The organism is Methylobacterium sp. 1A (assembly GCF_058072805.1).
On record NZ_JBYQVE010000001.1, the window covers coordinates 3,154,025 to 3,168,775 of the forward strand.

Genomic DNA, 14,751 nt, shown 5'->3' on the forward strand with positions numbered 1-14,751 from the left:
AGGCCGCCCCCTCAGGCCTCCTGGCCGGCCGCCTCCTGGCGCTCGGGCTCCCGCTTGACCGGGGCCTTGCCGAGTGCCTTCCCGACGGTCCGGCGGGCCCGGAAGATCGGCTTCGACTCGCCCTCGCGCTTCTTCAGCAGGGCGCGGTACTCGTCCCGCCGCTCGTGGATCGACGCGATCACCAGCCCCATCGGCACGCCGACATCGACCAGCACGGCCTCCGACAGCTGCAGCGAGGCCTCGATCGTCTCCGGCACCGCGTCGTCGACGCCGAGCTCGTAGAGTGAGGAGGCGTGGCGGGCGTCGCGGGCCCGGGCCACGATGGTCAGGTCCGGCCGCTCGGCGCGGGCCGCCGCCACCGCCGCCTCGACGGCGCGGGGATTGTCGAGGGTGACGACCAGCGCCCGGGCCGTGGCGATGTCGCAGCGGCGCAGCATCTCGGTGTTGCCGCTGTCGCCGAAATAGACCGGCGCCCCGGCGCGGCGCTGCTCGGCCACCCGCGCGGCGTCGGAATCGAGGGCGATGTACGGGATCTTGTGCCGCTCCAGCATCTCGCCGACCTGCCGGCCAACGCGGCCGAACCCCGCGACGATCACCCGGTTCCCCACGCGCTCCGGCACCGGCTCCGCCTTGGCGGTGGCCTGGGCGCTGGCGGTCGCCCGCAGCTTGAGCCGGCGGCCGACGGCGGCGAGCGCCGGGATCATGATCATCGTGACCGTGGTCACCACGAGGGCCGCCGCGCCGACCTCCTCCGGCACCAGGCCGGTGGCCATGGCGCCGCCGATCAGCACGTAGGCGAACTCGCCGCCCGGGCCGAGGAGGAGCGCCGTCTCCAGCGCCACCGGCCGGGGGATCTTCAGCACGGGGGCCGCCATCATCACCACGGCGGCCTTGATCAGGACCAGCGCCAGCGACAGGCCGATGATCGCCCCCGGCGTCGCCATCAGCTGCGCCGGGTCGAGGTTCATGCCCACCGAGACGAAGAACACGCCGAGCAGCAGGCCCTTGAACGGGTCGATCGTCGCCTCGATGGCCCGGCGGTACTCGGTCTCGGCCAGCAGCAGGCCGGCCACGAAGGCGCCGAGCGTCATCGACAGGCCGCTCGCCGCCGCGGTCAGCGCCGTGCCGACGATGACCAGCAGGCAGGCGGCCATGAACAGCTCGGTGGAGCGCGTGCGCGCCACGAGCTGGAACAGCGGGCGCAGGGCGAGGCGGCCCGCCACCACGATCAGGGCCAGCGCGACGGCGGCTTGGCCCAGCGCCAGGGCGAGGGCCCAGCCCTTGTCGCCGCCGTCGTCGCGGCCGAGCACCGCGATCGCGAACAGGGCCGGGGCCACCGCCAGGTCCTGGAACAGCAGCACCGCGAAGCTCGTGCGCCCGGTCGGCGCGTTCAGCCGCTTCTGCTCTGCGAGGACCGGCAGGACCACCGCGGTCGACGACAGCGCGAGGCCGATGCCGACGATCACCGCGCCGGTGAGCGGCACGTTGAGCCCGTAGAGGATCGCCCCGAGGATCAGCGCGGAGCAGCCCACCTGCAGGGAGCCGAGGCCGAAGACCAGCCGGCGCAGCACCCGCAGGCGCTCCCACGACAGCTCGATCCCGATCATGAACATCAGGAAGATCACGCCGAACTCGGCGAGGTGCGAGATCTCGGCCCGGTTGCCGATGGTGAAGAGGTGCACGGAGGGATAGGTGTCGGCCAGCCGGCCGAGGCCGAAGGGTCCGAGCAGGGCCCCGGCACCGATGAAGCCGAGCACCGGCGAGATCCGCAGGCGGTGGAACAGCGGCACCACGATGCCCGCTGTGACGAGAAACAGGATCGCTTCCTTGTAGGAGCCGGCGTGGACCTCTGGCATCGGCGGCGGATCGAACCTCGTCTCTCGGGGGTGGGGAGCGCCGCTCACGGCCGCGCGATCATGGGTCGGCGGCGCCCTCGGAGCAACCGGATTCGGCCCGCGACCGGTCCCGCGGACGTGCGTTCCGACACAAGCCGGATACAGGCGCGGGTGAGACATTTCGGTCACCGGCACGCGGGATGCGGACGGCATCCAAAGGAGGCATGCGGTGAAGGCGTGCAACGCGGCCCAAAATCGGCACAATGCGCGCATACACGCCTGAGTTAACCGGGGGTTAAGCTCGGCCGGGCTCGGCCCGGAACTGGACCGGATGGATGCGACGAGGCCGATGATCTCCATCAAATCGATATTTGCCGGTCCGGCAGCGCCCCCCAGCCGCGACCTCGAGCGCGAGAAGCGCGAGTGGAAGCTCGAGTCGGACCGCTGGCGGCACCAGCGCCACGTCGAGAAGGGCTACCGCATCAAGTGGGGCTACGTGGCGATCGCGTACCTCGTCGAGTTCATGGTGATCGGCGCCTCGCTCTGGGGCGCGTGGCTGTTCGCGGGCGTCTACAGCGACGGCGACTGGCACGCCTTCTACTTCATGCTGCTGGCGCCGCTGGTCTACGCCGCGGTGGAGCTGTGCCGCGTGCCGCTCGGCATCCTGGCCCGGACCCAGCGCTCCTACTTCGTGCGCGGCCTCGCCGTGCTGGGCATCATCTTCGCGGCGGGCGTGACCACCAAGTCGGTGTCGCAGCTCGGCGAGATGATGTTCCATCCCCGCCTGATGGAGGCGGCCCGGACCAAGACCGCCCTGAAGGACGCCCAGGCCGACCGCGCCACGATCGGCGACCGGATCAAGGCGGCCGACGAGCGCGTGGCGCAGTACACGGCCGAGCTCGACCAGATCGAGAAGCGCTCCGCCGACAACGCCCAGCAGCTCGCCGGCCTCCCGGCCCAGCGCTGCGAGCGGGTCTTCGGCACCAACAGCAAGGGCCGGAAGTACCAGAACCTGAAATGCGTGGCCGATCCCCGCGTCGCCGCCCTGTCGCAGGGCGTCGCCAAGGCGTCCGCCGACCGCGCCGGGATGATCAAGGACCTGGAGGAGGCCCGCAAGGCGCGCGCCGCCCTCGATCCGGGCGCCGCCGACCGGCGCGTGGCCGACGCCGAGCAGGGCTACCGGAACGCGGTCAACCGCTCGCAGCTCCACTCCTTCACCGCCATGGTCTACGGCGTCGACCCGATCGACGTGACCGAGAGCCAGGTCCACGCCTTCCTGCGGATCTTCGTGTTCCTGCCCGCGGTCTGCGCCGCCTTCGCGTCGACGATCCTGGCGCTCTGCGCGGTCTCGACCCGCCGGACCTTCATGGACGAGGACGATCTCGGCGCCGCCGTGAACCCGGAGGCGGCCCCCTACATGCTCGACGCGATCGCCGACGCCCTGCGCTCGCACCCCGAGCCGATCCTGCCGCGCGCCGCCAACGCGTCGGGCGCGGTGATCCCGATGAACCGGCCGGCCCAGGGCCAGCAGGCGCTGCCGAACCAGACCCATCCGGGCCCGACCCTCCCTGCCGCTGGAGCCGGCGCATGAACTACGTCGCGAGCGGGACCCCCGAGAACATCGCCCTCGCCCAGCAGGTGAATTCCCGCCTGCGGGCGGATTCGAGCTACGTCGCGGCCCGGGCCTTCCTGTTCCGGGCGCTGGGCTTCGGCGCCTTCGCGTGCCTCGCGGGCATCGGCGTCGGCGCGGCGGCCTACGGCTGGGCGACGCTGAACCAGTTCGACACCGCCGCCGAGAAGATCGCCGCCGCCATGCAGGCGGCGCTCTCGGACGTGACCCTGAAGACCAAGGGCGAGGTCACGCTCACCGACAACACCCTCAAGCTCGAGGGCCTGCCCAAGGCGCCGGCGACGCCGACGCCCACCAAGGCGCAGCTCGGCAACGACGCCGCCCCGGCCTCCAAGGCCGCGGTGAACACGACCTTCACGGTGTTCAAGCAGGTGCCCTACCTCGACGGGCAGATCGTGACCGGCTGGAACTTCAAGGACAGCGCCGAGCAGCCCTACCAGCAGTACTGCTACTTCTCCCGCCGCTCCAACGAGGCGAAGGGCCAGGTCGAGATCAAGATCGACCTCGCCATGGACGGCAAGACCCTGCCGCAGCCGCAGAAGTCGGACGTCAACCTCGAGATCCTCGCCCGGAACTGCGTCTGGCACGAGAAGGGCTGAGATCGCTCGCGGCGCCACCGTCCTTGCGAGCGAAGCGAAGCAATCCAGGGTAGCGCCACGCCTCCGGACGTCCCGCTGCTCTGGGTCACTTCGCTTCGCTCGTGATGACGGCGTGGACCGTTCGGAGGGCGCATCAGCCGGCACCGACTGGGACGGCCGGGAGGGCTCGGCGCTTGCGGCCCGGCGGCGCGGCGCGCTACCCCTTGGCCCGAGCCCCTCTCTCCGAGACCGCGATGCGCTTTTCCGGAACCGAGACCTACGTCGCGACCCCCGACCTCACCGCGGCGGTCAACGCCGCCGTAGTCCTGGAGCGGCCGCTCCTCGTGAAGGGCGAGCCCGGGACCGGCAAGACCGTGCTGGCCGAGGAGATCGCCAAGGGCTTGGGCGCGCCGCTGATCGTCTGGAACATCAAGTCGACCACCAAGGCGCAGCAGGGGCTCTACGAGTACGACGCGGTCTCGCGCCTGCGCGACTCCCAGCTCGGCGACCCCCGGGTCTCGGACATCTCCAACTACATCCGGCGCGGCAAGCTCTGGGAGGCGTTCACCGCGCCCGAGCGCCCGGTCCTGCTCATCGACGAGATCGACAAGGCCGATATCGAGTTCCCCAACGACCTGCTGACCGAACTCGACCGGATGGAGTTCCACGTCTACGAGACCGGCGAGACCGTGAAGGCCGTGCGCCGGCCGATCGTGATCATCACGTCGAACAACGAGAAGGAGCTGCCGGACGCGTTCCTGCGCCGCTGCTTCTTCCACTACATCAAGTTCCCCGATGCCGAGACGCTGCAGCGCATCGTCGACGTCCACTATCCGGGCATCAAGCACCGCCTCGTCGAGGAGGCCCTGCGGACCTTCCTGGCGATGCGCGAGGTCCCGGGCCTCAAGAAGAAGCCCTCGACCTCGGAGCTGCTCGACTGGCTGAAGCTCCTCGTCTCCGAGGACATCGCCCCCGAGACCCTGCGCGAGCAGGACGGCCGCAAGCTGATCCCGCCGCTGCACGGGGCGCTCCTGAAGAACGAGCAGGATGTCAGCCTGTTCGAGAAGCTGGCCTTCATGATGCGCCGGGACCAGCGCGGCGGCTGAGGCCGGACGGACGACCCGAGGATTCCCGCGAGAGGAGTCCGGGGCAGGGACAGGAGCGTGCGGCATGGGCGAGATCGCGATCGTCGGCGGCGGCGTGATGGGGCACGGCATCGCCCTGGTGCTGGCGCTCGCCGGCCACGGCGTGCGGATCACCGACACGCGGCCCGAGACCCGGGCGCGGATCCCCGGCCTGATGGAATCCGCCCTCGCGACCCTGCGGGAGGCCGGCGCCGCCCCGGAGGGCTGGGATGCCGCGCGGCTGGCCCGGGCCGTCCGGGTCGAGGCGGCGCTCGACGCGGCGGTCTCGGGCGCCGGCCTCGTGATCGAGGCGATCACCGAGAACCCGGAGGCCAAGCGCGCGCTCTTCTCCGAGCTGGACCGGCTCTGCCCGGCCGACGCGATCCTCGCCAGCAACACCAGCTACCTCGACGTCTTCCCGCTGCTCCCGGAAGCCCGGCAGGCGCGGGCGCTGATCCTGCACTGGTACACGCCGCCCTACATCGTTGACCTCGTCGACGTGGTGCCGGGGCCCGGCACGGACCCGGCGGTCGCCGTCGCCATGGCCGAGTTCGTGCGCGGCCTGGGCCAAGTCCCGATCATGCTGAAGCGGTTCATCCCCGGCTACGTCGCCAACCGCATCCAGCAGGCGATCAGCGCCGAGGTGTTCCGGCTCCTCGACGAGGACGTCGCCGCGCCGAAGGACATCGACGACGCGATCGTCCACGGGCTCGCCTTGCGCATCCCGATCCTCGGCCACCTCGCCAAGGCCGACTTCACCGGCCTGGAGTTGACGCAGCGGGCGCTGGCCAACGGCAGCTACGCGCCGCCGCCGCCCCGCACCCGCTCCGAGACCCTCGACGCCCTGTGCGCCGCCGGCCGGACCGGGGTGATGGCCGGCAAGGGCTACTTCGACTGGGGCGGGCGGCCGCCGGAAGAGCTGTTCCGCGAGCGCGACCGCAAGCTCCTGGCGCTCAAGGCGGCGATGGCCGGGATCGGCCGGATGGAGGGATCATGATCGGAGCGGACCTGTCCGGGCGGCGCGTCCTCGTCACCGGAGCCTCGTCGGGGATCGGGCTCGCGACCGTCGCGATCTTCGCCCGCAACGGCGCCACCGTGGCGCTGAACCACCTGCCGGACGATCCCCGCGGCCCCGAAGAGGCCGCCCGGCTCGCCGGCGCCGGATTCTCGGTGATCGCGCTGCCCGGCGACGTGTCGCGGGCGGGCGAGGCCGAGGCGATGGTTTCGGCCGGTATCGACCGGCTCGGTGGCCTCGACGTGCTCGTCAACAATGCCGGCACGTCGGGCACGACCACGCCCATCGCCTTCGAGGACCTCGACGCGATGACCGAGGATTTCTGGGCCACGATCCTGGCGACCAACCTGCTCGGGCCGTTCCGCTGCGCGAAGGCCGCGGCCGCGACCCTCAAGGCGAGCCGCGGCGCCATCGTCAACACCGCGTCGGTGGCCGGCCTCGGGCGGCGCGGCTCGTCGGTCGCCTACTCGGCGAGCAAGGCCGGACTGATCAACCTGACCCGGAGCCTCGCCCGGGCGCTGGCGCCGGACGTGCGCGTCAACGCGGTGGCGCCCGGCCTCGTCGCCACGCCCTGGACCGAGCCCTGGTCGGAGGAGCGCAAGGCCTCGACCGTGGGGCGCACCATGCTCGGCCGCATGGCCCGCCCGGAGGACATCGCCGAGACGATCTTCTTCCTGGGCGCGGGCGCGGCCTACATCACGGGCGAGACCATCACGGTCGACGGCGGAGCGATCTGACGCGCGGGGAGCACACACATGGCGAGCACCACCGTCATCACCTGCGCCCTCACGGGCTCCTTCGACACGCCGCGGAAGAACCCGGCCGTGCCGGTGAGCCCGGAGGCGATCGCCCGGTCAGCCCTCGAGGCCGCCGCCGCCGGGGCGGCCGTGGTCCACATCCACGTCCGCGACCCCGAGACGGCCGCGCCGAGCATGGAGCTCGCCCATTACCGCGAGGTGGTGGAGCGGATCCGCGAGAAGAACGACGCCGTGATCCTCAACCTGACCACGGGGGCGGGGGGCCGGTTCGTGCCGGGCGACCCCGACCCGTCGGTCGCCGGCCCGGGCACGACCTTCGTGGGACCGGAGGCCCGCACCCGGCATGTCGGCGCGCTGCGGCCGGAGATCTGCACCCTCGACATCGCCACGATGAATTTCGGCGAGCACCTGTTCCTCAACACCCCCGGCCACCTGCGGGCGATGGCGGGCCACATCCGCGACGCGGGCGTGAAGCCCGAGATCGAGGTGTTCGATCTCGGCCAGATCGAGCTGGCCCGGCACCTGATCGCCGAGGGGCATCTGGCGCGCCCGCCGCTGTTCCAGATCTGCCTCGGCATCCCCTGGGGGGCGCCCGCGACGCCGGAGGCCCTCGTGGCGATGCGCGCCCGGCTGCCGGAGGACGCGGTCTGGTCGGCCTTCGGCATCGGCCGGGAGGAGTTCCCGATCCTCGCGGTCGCCGCCGGAATGGGCGGCAACGTCCGCGTCGGGCTGGAGGACAACCTGTACCTGTCCCGGGGCACGCTCGCGCCGAGCAACGCCGCCCTGGTGGAGAAGGCCGTGAGCCTGCTGGCCCACATCGACCGGGAGCCGGCCACGCCCGATCAGGCGCGGGCGATTTTTGGATTGACGCCGCGGGGCGGTTGAGAGGCCGATCGCCGCCGCTCACCCGTCATCGCGCGCGCAGCGAAGCGACCCAGGGCAGCGCGACCTCGGCGAGCGTGGTGCTGCTGGATTGCTTCTCTCCGCTCGCAAAGACGGGGGCAGCACCTCGAAGGCTGCCCCTGACGGATCGCCGGCATCCTCACGCGCACCCGTTCCAGCCGCGGACCGCCACGGATACTCTGCCTTCGGAAACATTCCGAGCGGCGATCAACGCCGCCGGGTGGACACGACAGGGAGAGAGACATGACGCTCCGCCACCGCGCCGCGGCGCTGCTCGGGAGCTTGTGCGCGTTCGGCGCCGGCGCGGCGCTCGCGGCCGACCTCGTGCTGGTGAAGATCGGCGTGCTGAACGACCGCTCCGGCGTCTACTTCGACTCCACCGGCGAGGGCTCGGTGGTGGCCGCCCGCATGGCGGTCGAGGATTTCAAGCCGGAGGAACACGGGCTGAAGGTCGAGGTCGTCGCCGCCGACCACCAGAACAAGCCCGATGTCGGCGCCTCGATCACCCGGCAATGGTACGACCGCGACGGCGTCGACGCGGTGTTCGACGTGCCGACCTCCTCGGTGGCGCTCGCCATCGCGCAGATCACCAAGGAGAAGAACAAGGCGTTCATCAACTCGGGCGGCGGCACCGCCGACCTCACCGGCCCGGCCTGCACGCCCAACACCGTGCACTGGACCTACGACACCGCGGCGCTGGCCAACGGCACCGGCAAGGCCATCCTCAAGCGCGGCGGCAAGTCCTGGTACTTCATCACCGCCGACTACGCCTTCGGCCTCGCCCTGGAGCGCGACACCAAGGCGGTGGTGGAGAAGAACGGCGGCAAGGTCGTCGGCGGCGTGCGCACGCCGTTCCCGAACCCGGACTTCTCCTCGTTCCTGCTCCAGGCCCAGGCCTCGGGCGCGCAGGTGATCGGGCTCGCCGATGCCGGGCTCGACGCCGCCAACGCCATCAAGCAGGCGCACGAGTTCGGCATCCGCCAGGGCGGCCAGACGCTCGCCGCCCTGCTGATCGCCATCACCGACATCCACTCGCTGGGCCTGGACGTGGCGCAGGGCCTCGCCTTCACCGCCTCATTCTACTGGGACCTCAACGACGGCACCCGAGCCTTCGCGGAGCGGTTCGAGAAGCGCATGCCCGGCAAGAAGCCGACCTCGTACCAGGCGGGCGTCTACGCCAGCACGCTGCACTACCTGAAGGCGGTGGCGGCCCTGCACTCGGCCAAGGACGGCGCCGCCGTGGTCGCCAAGATGAAGGAGATGCCGACCGACGACCCGCTGTTCGGCAAGGGCACGATCCGGCCGGACGGGCGCAAGATCCACCCGATGTACCTGTTCGAGGCCAAGGCGCCGTCCGAGTCGAAGGGCGCGTGGGATCTCTACAAGGTGCTGGAGACGATCCCGGCCGAGCAGGCCTTCCGCCCGATGAGCGAGGGCGGCTGCCCGATGGTGGCCGGCATGACGGCGAAGTAGGCCTCGGGTCGCTCCTTTCCGCACCGCCCTCCTTGCGAGCGGAGCGAAGCGATCCAGACGGCGCGACGCCGACCGTCGTCGCGCTGCCCTGGGTCACGTCGCTGCGCTCGTGATGACGGTGAGGGAGACCGCAACCGAGGCGTCCGGACGGGAACCGTTCACGCCGCCCCGATCCGATCCAGCGCCGCCATCGCCTCATCCGGGAGCGCGAGCGTGGCCGCCGCGAGGTTCTCGCGGAGGTGGCCGAGGGACGACGTCCCCGGGATCAGCAGGATGTTGGGCGACCGGCGCAGCAGCCACGCCAGCGCCACCTGCATGGGCGTCGCGCCCAGCCCGGCCGCCACCGCCGACAGGGTGTCCGACTGCAGCGGGCTGAACCCGCCCAGGGGGAAGAACGGCACGTAGGCGATCCCGGCCGCCGCCAGATCGTCGACGAAGGCGTCGTCGCCCCGATGGGCGAGATTGTACTGGTTCTGCACGCAGACGATGTCGGTGATCCGCCGCCCGTCCGCGACCTGCCGGGGCGTCGCGTTGCTCAGGCCGATCCGGCGGATCAGCCCCTGGCGTTGGAGATCCGCCAGCACCGTCAGCGGCGCCTCGATCGAGCCTTCCGCGGGGCCGTGGACGTCGAACATCAGGCGCAGGTTGACCACGTCGAGGGCGTCGACGCCGAGGTTGCGCAGGTTGTCGTGGACCGCCCGGGTGAGGTCCGCGGCCGAGAAGGCCGGGTTCCACGAGGCGTCGGCCCCGCGCGTGGCGCCGACCTTGGTGACGATCACGAGCCCGTCCGGGTAGGGGTGCAGCGCCTCGCGGATGATCTGGTTGGTGACGTGCGGCCCGTAGAAGTCGCTCGTGTCGATGTGGTCGACCCCCGCCGCCACGGCCGCCCGCAGCACCGCGACCGCCGCCGCGCGGTCCTTCGGCGGTCCGAACACGCCGGGCCCGGCGAGCTGCATGGCCCCGTAGCCGAGCCGCTTCACTTTCCGACCACCGAGGGGGAAGGTCCCGGCCTGCGCGATGTCGGCGGTGATGGCGGTGATGGCGGTCATGACGGATCTCCTGTTGGCGCTCCGGATGTAGACGCCACGCTTTGCGCCGATAAGTCGTGACAATCGGCACGGGCCGTGCGGATTCTCGAACGATGACCCAGGATCTCACGGACCTCGCCGCCTTCGTGACCGTGGCGCGGGCCGGCGGTTTCCGCGAAGGCGCCCGCGCCGGCGGCGGCAGCGCGTCGCGCCTCAGCGAGGCGGTGCGCCGGCTGGAGGCGGGCTTGGGGGTGCGCCTCCTGAACCGCACCACCCGCAGCGTCGCGCCGACCGAGGCGGGGGCCCGCCTGCTGGAGCGGCTCGGGCCGGCCCTCGCCGAGGTGGAATCCGCCCTCGACGTGGTGAACGGGTTCCGCGACCGTCCCGCGGGCACGCTCCGGCTCAACGTGCCGCTGAGCGCTGCCCGGCTGGTGCTGCCGGCGCTCGTGCCGCCCTTCCTGGCGGCCTACCCGGAGATCCGCCTGGAAGTGGTGGTCGAGGACGGGTTCGTGGACGTGCTGGCGGCGGGCTGCGACGCCGGCATCCGCTACGACGAGCGGCTGGAGCAGGACATGATCGCCGTGCCGATCGGCCCGCGGCGGCAGCGCTTCGCCACCGCGGCGGCGCCCGCCTATCTCGAGAAGCGCGGCCGGCCGGAGCACCCGCGGGATCTCCTGGGCCATGCCTGCCTGCTCGGGCGCTTCCCCAGCGGCGCGCTGACGGCGCCGTGGGAGTTCGAGCGCGACGGCACCATCGTCCGGGTGGACCCGTCCGGCCCGCTGATCGTGCGGGTCGGCGCCAGCGACCTCGCGGTCGAGGCGGCGGTCGCCGGCACCGGGATCGTCCACCTGTTCGAGGACTGGCTGCGGCCGCATCTCGACAGCGGCGCCCTGGAGCCGGTGCTGGAGCCCTGGTGGCAGGTCTTCTCCGGCCCGTTCCTCTACTATCCCGGCCGGCGGCACCTGCCGGCGCCGCTGCGCGCCTTCGTGGACTTCGTCGGCGCGCAGGCGTCGCGCGCTAGAACCGCAGGGTGAAGCGGCCCGTCATGGCCTGATCCTGGGCGCGGGCTCCGGTCTGGCCCGTGTAGGCCACGCCCAGGCTCGCGTCCGGCGCCACCGCCAGGTCCAGGCCCACCTGCGCCACCAGCGCGTCCCGGGCGATCGGCACGCCCGCGCTCAGGAAGGCCGGGCCGCCCGCCCCGAAGGCCAGCAGAGCCGTCGGCACGACGTCGCCGAACGCGCGCCGGTAGCCGACGAGACCCCGCAGCGTCACCGGCAGGCCGAGACCCAGGTCCAGGCGCGCCTGCGCCCGCACGCCCACCGTCGCCGCGCCGAGGTCGTAGTCCCGCGCGAAGCTCGCCAGCGCCGCCGGGCCCCCGGCCTCCGCGAAGGCGCCGCGCCGGATGCCGACATAGGCCCCGCCCGCGAACGGCTCGACGAAGCGCGCCGCCGGCGTGCCCAGCGCGATCCTCCAGCCGATCTCGCCGAAGCCCTGCACCGTGGAGCCGCCGCCGTGCCCGCTCAGCGTGTCGGACAGGCCGTACAGCACCGCCCGGCGGGTGCGCGCGTCCGTGTCGGCGTAGAGCGCGCCGATCCGCAGCGACAGCGGGCCGAGCTCGTAGCCGCCGTACAGGCCGCCGAACCCGCTCCTGAGCGTCGCGCTCTCCGCCCGGCTCGCGCCGCCCGCCCGGCCGGCGCTGTCGAGGAAGGCCTCCGTGTAGCCCCCGGCCGCGCCGAAGCGCAGCCCGCTGGGGAGCCGCACGTCCGCGCCGGCCGCGAAGCCGGCGATCTGCCGGTCGAGGTCGAACGCGTTGCCGCCGCCATCGGCCGTGCCGAGGGCGCCGAAGCCCTGGCCCCAGAGCCCGAACACCTGCGGGTCGAGGGTGCGCACCGGCACGGTCGCCACCACCGCAGCCCGGCCGGGCAGGTCGGCCGCGTCGGCGGCCGGCAGGGCGCCGGCGTCGAGCCCGGCACCGGGATCGCCCCAGCGCAGCCGGTCGAGCACCGCCTCGCGCACGAAGAAGGCGGTCTCGTAGGCGGTGGACACGGTGCCGGCGTGGATGTCGCCGGCCAGCGCCCGGAAGCCGCTGCCGGCCTCGTTGGCCGTGAAGGCGACCGCCGCGTCGTAGAGCCGGCCGGCGCCGATCGCCTGGATCGCGTTGGCGGCGGCCGCGCCGTTGCGCGAGGTAGCGCTGGCGGCGAAGGGCACGTCGTTGCGGGTGAGCGTCAGGTCGACCGCGTCGGTCCGGTAGCGCAGGCCCGGGGTGAGGAAGGCGAGGTTCGCGGTCACGCCGGCGAACCGGCCGGAGACGCCGCCGGCGGCGGAGAGGATCGTGTAGGTGGTGCGCGGGTTGTAGGCGCCGGAGGCGGCGCGCACCTGGACGGTGCCGCCCGACAGGGTGGCGGTGCCGGTGGCGGCGATCCGGTCGGCCCGGCCGGCGGCGTCGGCCTCGACCCGGTAGGTCGACCCCGGCGCCAAGCCGACGTTGCCGGCGACCGTGAGCGTGCCGATGGAATTGCCCGGCGCCACCGTGGCGCCCGCGAGCGCGACGATCCCGCCCAGCGTGCCCGAGCCGCCGAGCTCGGCCCCCGGCAGCACCGACACGACCGAGTGGGCGAGGCCGCCGTTCACGACGAGCCGACCGGCCTGCACCGCGGTGGCGCCCGTCAGCGTGCTGAGCCCGGTGAGCGTGAGGGTGCCCGCCCCGGTCTTGGTGAGGGTCCCGGAGCCCGAGACGGCGTTGGCCAGCGTCCCGTCGGCCGATTGATCCACGACGAGCGCCGCGTCGTCGACGATGGCGCCCGTGCCGAAGGCGCCGGCATGGCCGACGAGCGTCCCGCCGCCGATCGTCGTACCGCCCGCGTAGGTGTTGGCGCCGGTCAGGACCAGCGTCCCGCTGCCGAGCTTCGCGAGGCCGCCCGCGCCGCCGATGTCGTTGCGCCAGACGTCGTAGGCCGAGAACCCGCCCCGGGCCGCGTCCATCGTGACGGTGACCGTGCCGTTGAAGGCGCCGTAGCCGTCGGCGGCGGCGAACAGGTTGATGCGGTCGTAGCCCAGCCCGTTGTCGAGGAAGCCGCCGGAGGGCAGCTCCGTGGTCGCGATCACGTCGCGGCGCTGCGCCGCCGTGAGGTAGGGAAAGCGGGTCGCGAGCAGCGCCTCGGCACCCGCCGGGACCACCGGCGGACGGTCCGTTGGCCCGACCGGTGGCAGGCCGTAGGTCAGGCGCGCCGTGTAGGCGGCCTTGTTGCGCGCGTAGTCGGAGAACCGGTCGGTGGCCGGATCCACGGGCGCGTGGGCGCACTGCTCCAGCGGGCCGCCGCAGGCCTGGCTCAGGTAGCTCTGCGCCTGCGCGAAGGCCTCGCCCAGCAGGGCCGCATTCGCCGGGTCGTTGAGCGCCCGGATGGCGAAGTAGGTCGCCAGCACGCGGCCGCCGATCACGTCGGTGGGCGAGTGCATGCCCGCCTCGATCCGGTTGTCGCCGAGCTCGCTCGCGCGGGTGAGCAGTTCCTGGAACCGCTGCGGGACCGCGTAGGCCAGGGCCAGGGCCGACAGGTAGGCGGCGTTGGTGTGGCCGCTCGGGAAGCCGCCATCCGTCGCGGGGGTCGGGCTCTTCTCCGGCCCAAGGGAGGGCGGCACGACGAGGCCGAGGCTCTGGCCGTTCAGGCTCTGCCGCCAGGGGCGCGGATAGCTGTAGGCGTCCTTGGCCGGGCCGGTGGAGGCGTTGGTCCGGAACGCGTTGACCAGCTGCACGACCTTCCCGAGGGGCGACGTCGTCACGCCGGCACCGGTCCCCTGGTCGACGTACTGCACGCGCGACGTGGTCGCGTCGAAGGCCGGGATCGTGGTGGTCGCCCCCGATCCCGCTAGATAGGCCTGGGTCAGCGGCCCGAGGCCGTCGATGACGCTGTAGCTCTGGTTGCGGCGGTCGTCGTAATAGGCGGCGATCTCCTGCGCGCCGGTCCGCTCCCGCGCCCGCTCGGCGACGATCTGGATGTTGCGCAGCAGGAGGGGCGCCCCGAGGACCGTGGGCAATCCGGTGTCGTAGGTCCGTCCGGGGATCCAGATCCGCCGGAAACCCGACAGGATGTCGACGCCGTTGCCGGCCGTCTGCGCCTGGGCGCCCGGACCGAGCAGCACGACCGCCAGCGCGGCGAGTGAGACCCCATATCCTCGTGTCATGACGCGCTCCCCGACACCGCCCCATCCGGCCGGTCGCGCGCCCCATACCCAAGATCATCGAAGGCAAATCGTCATAGTTCGTTCAAAATCGGACGCACTTTCGATTCGTATCCTCTGAGCAACACTCTGTGAGGCGGCTTATTTTTTATAGCTATATTTGAGAATTTGGAATTTTTACTTCTGAATTTGCCCGGCCAGCACTTCTGACCGGTCATCGATCGCCGTGAG

At 72.3% G+C, this 14,751-nt stretch carries 11 protein-coding genes; 8 read left to right on the forward strand and 3 right to left on the reverse strand.

Annotated elements, in window-relative coordinates:
- Positions 1–11: 11 nt before the first annotated feature.
- Entirely contained in the window at positions 12–1,856 is a 1,845-nt protein-coding gene (locus tag ACX9MN_RS15395; RefSeq protein ID WP_091680219.1) for a cation:proton antiporter domain-containing protein, read from the reverse strand.
- 310 nt (positions 1,857–2,166) lie between these two features.
- Between ACX9MN_RS15395 and ACX9MN_RS15400 the strand changes: the two genes are divergently transcribed.
- The 7 genes from ACX9MN_RS15400 to ACX9MN_RS15430 all read left to right on the forward strand — a co-directional run bounded on the left by ACX9MN_RS15400 (position 2,167) and on the right by ACX9MN_RS15430 (position 9,316).
- Positions 2,167–3,426, forward strand: a complete 1,260-nt coding sequence (locus tag ACX9MN_RS15400; protein WP_020092350.1) for a hypothetical protein — start codon at positions 2,167–2,169, stop codon at positions 3,424–3,426.
- On the forward strand, positions 3,423–4,064 hold the full coding sequence (locus ACX9MN_RS15405) for a hypothetical protein (protein WP_020092351.1): 642 nt from the start codon (positions 3,423–3,425) through the stop codon (positions 4,062–4,064). Before ACX9MN_RS15400 ends, ACX9MN_RS15405 begins: the two co-directional genes overlap by 4 nt.
- Positions 4,065–4,297: 233 nt before the next feature.
- Positions 4,298–5,149 carry an AAA family ATPase gene (locus ACX9MN_RS15410; protein WP_091925922.1) on the forward strand — a complete coding sequence of 284 codons (852 nt, stop codon included), beginning with the start codon at positions 4,298–4,300 and terminating at the stop codon, positions 5,147–5,149.
- Positions 5,150–5,213: 64 nt separating this feature from the next.
- A complete protein-coding gene (locus tag ACX9MN_RS15415; protein WP_489724853.1) occupies positions 5,214–6,164 on the forward strand; it encodes a 3-hydroxyacyl-CoA dehydrogenase family protein in 951 nt (316 codons plus the stop codon).
- Positions 6,161–6,919 carry an SDR family NAD(P)-dependent oxidoreductase gene (locus ACX9MN_RS15420; protein ID WP_100251987.1) on the forward strand — a complete coding sequence of 253 codons (759 nt, stop codon included), beginning with the start codon at positions 6,161–6,163 and terminating at the stop codon, positions 6,917–6,919. The genes ACX9MN_RS15415 and ACX9MN_RS15420 overlap by 4 nt, the downstream gene beginning before the upstream one ends.
- 18 nt (positions 6,920–6,937) lie before the next feature.
- Positions 6,938–7,825: a beta-keto acid cleavage family enzyme gene (locus tag ACX9MN_RS15425; protein WP_091977169.1), complete on the forward strand. Its 888-nt coding sequence runs from the start codon at positions 6,938–6,940 to the stop codon at positions 7,823–7,825.
- A 261-nt stretch (positions 7,826–8,086) separates the two neighbouring features.
- Positions 8,087–9,316 (forward strand): ABC transporter substrate-binding protein, encoded by a 1,230-nt coding sequence (locus ACX9MN_RS15430; RefSeq protein WP_489724854.1) that lies wholly within the window; start codon positions 8,087–8,089, stop codon positions 9,314–9,316.
- Positions 9,317–9,474: 158 nt separating this feature from the next.
- On the opposite strand, the gene ACX9MN_RS15435 is transcribed toward ACX9MN_RS15430, so the two are convergent.
- Entirely contained in the window at positions 9,475–10,365 is an 891-nt protein-coding gene (locus ACX9MN_RS15435) for an aldo/keto reductase family oxidoreductase (RefSeq protein WP_489724855.1), read from the reverse strand.
- Positions 10,366–10,457: 92 nt separating this feature from the next.
- On the opposite strand from ACX9MN_RS15435, the gene ACX9MN_RS15440 reads away from it, so the two are divergent.
- Positions 10,458–11,378 carry a LysR family transcriptional regulator gene (locus tag ACX9MN_RS15440; RefSeq protein WP_489724856.1) on the forward strand — a complete coding sequence of 307 codons (921 nt, stop codon included), beginning with the start codon at positions 10,458–10,460 and terminating at the stop codon, positions 11,376–11,378.
- Here the strand turns inward: ACX9MN_RS15440 and ACX9MN_RS15445 are convergent.
- Positions 11,362–14,523 (reverse strand): autotransporter domain-containing protein, encoded by a 3,162-nt coding sequence (locus ACX9MN_RS15445; protein WP_489724857.1) that lies wholly within the window; start codon positions 14,521–14,523, stop codon positions 11,362–11,364. The genes ACX9MN_RS15440 and ACX9MN_RS15445 overlap by 17 nt on opposite strands.
- Between the last annotated feature and the right edge of the window lie 228 nt (positions 14,524–14,751).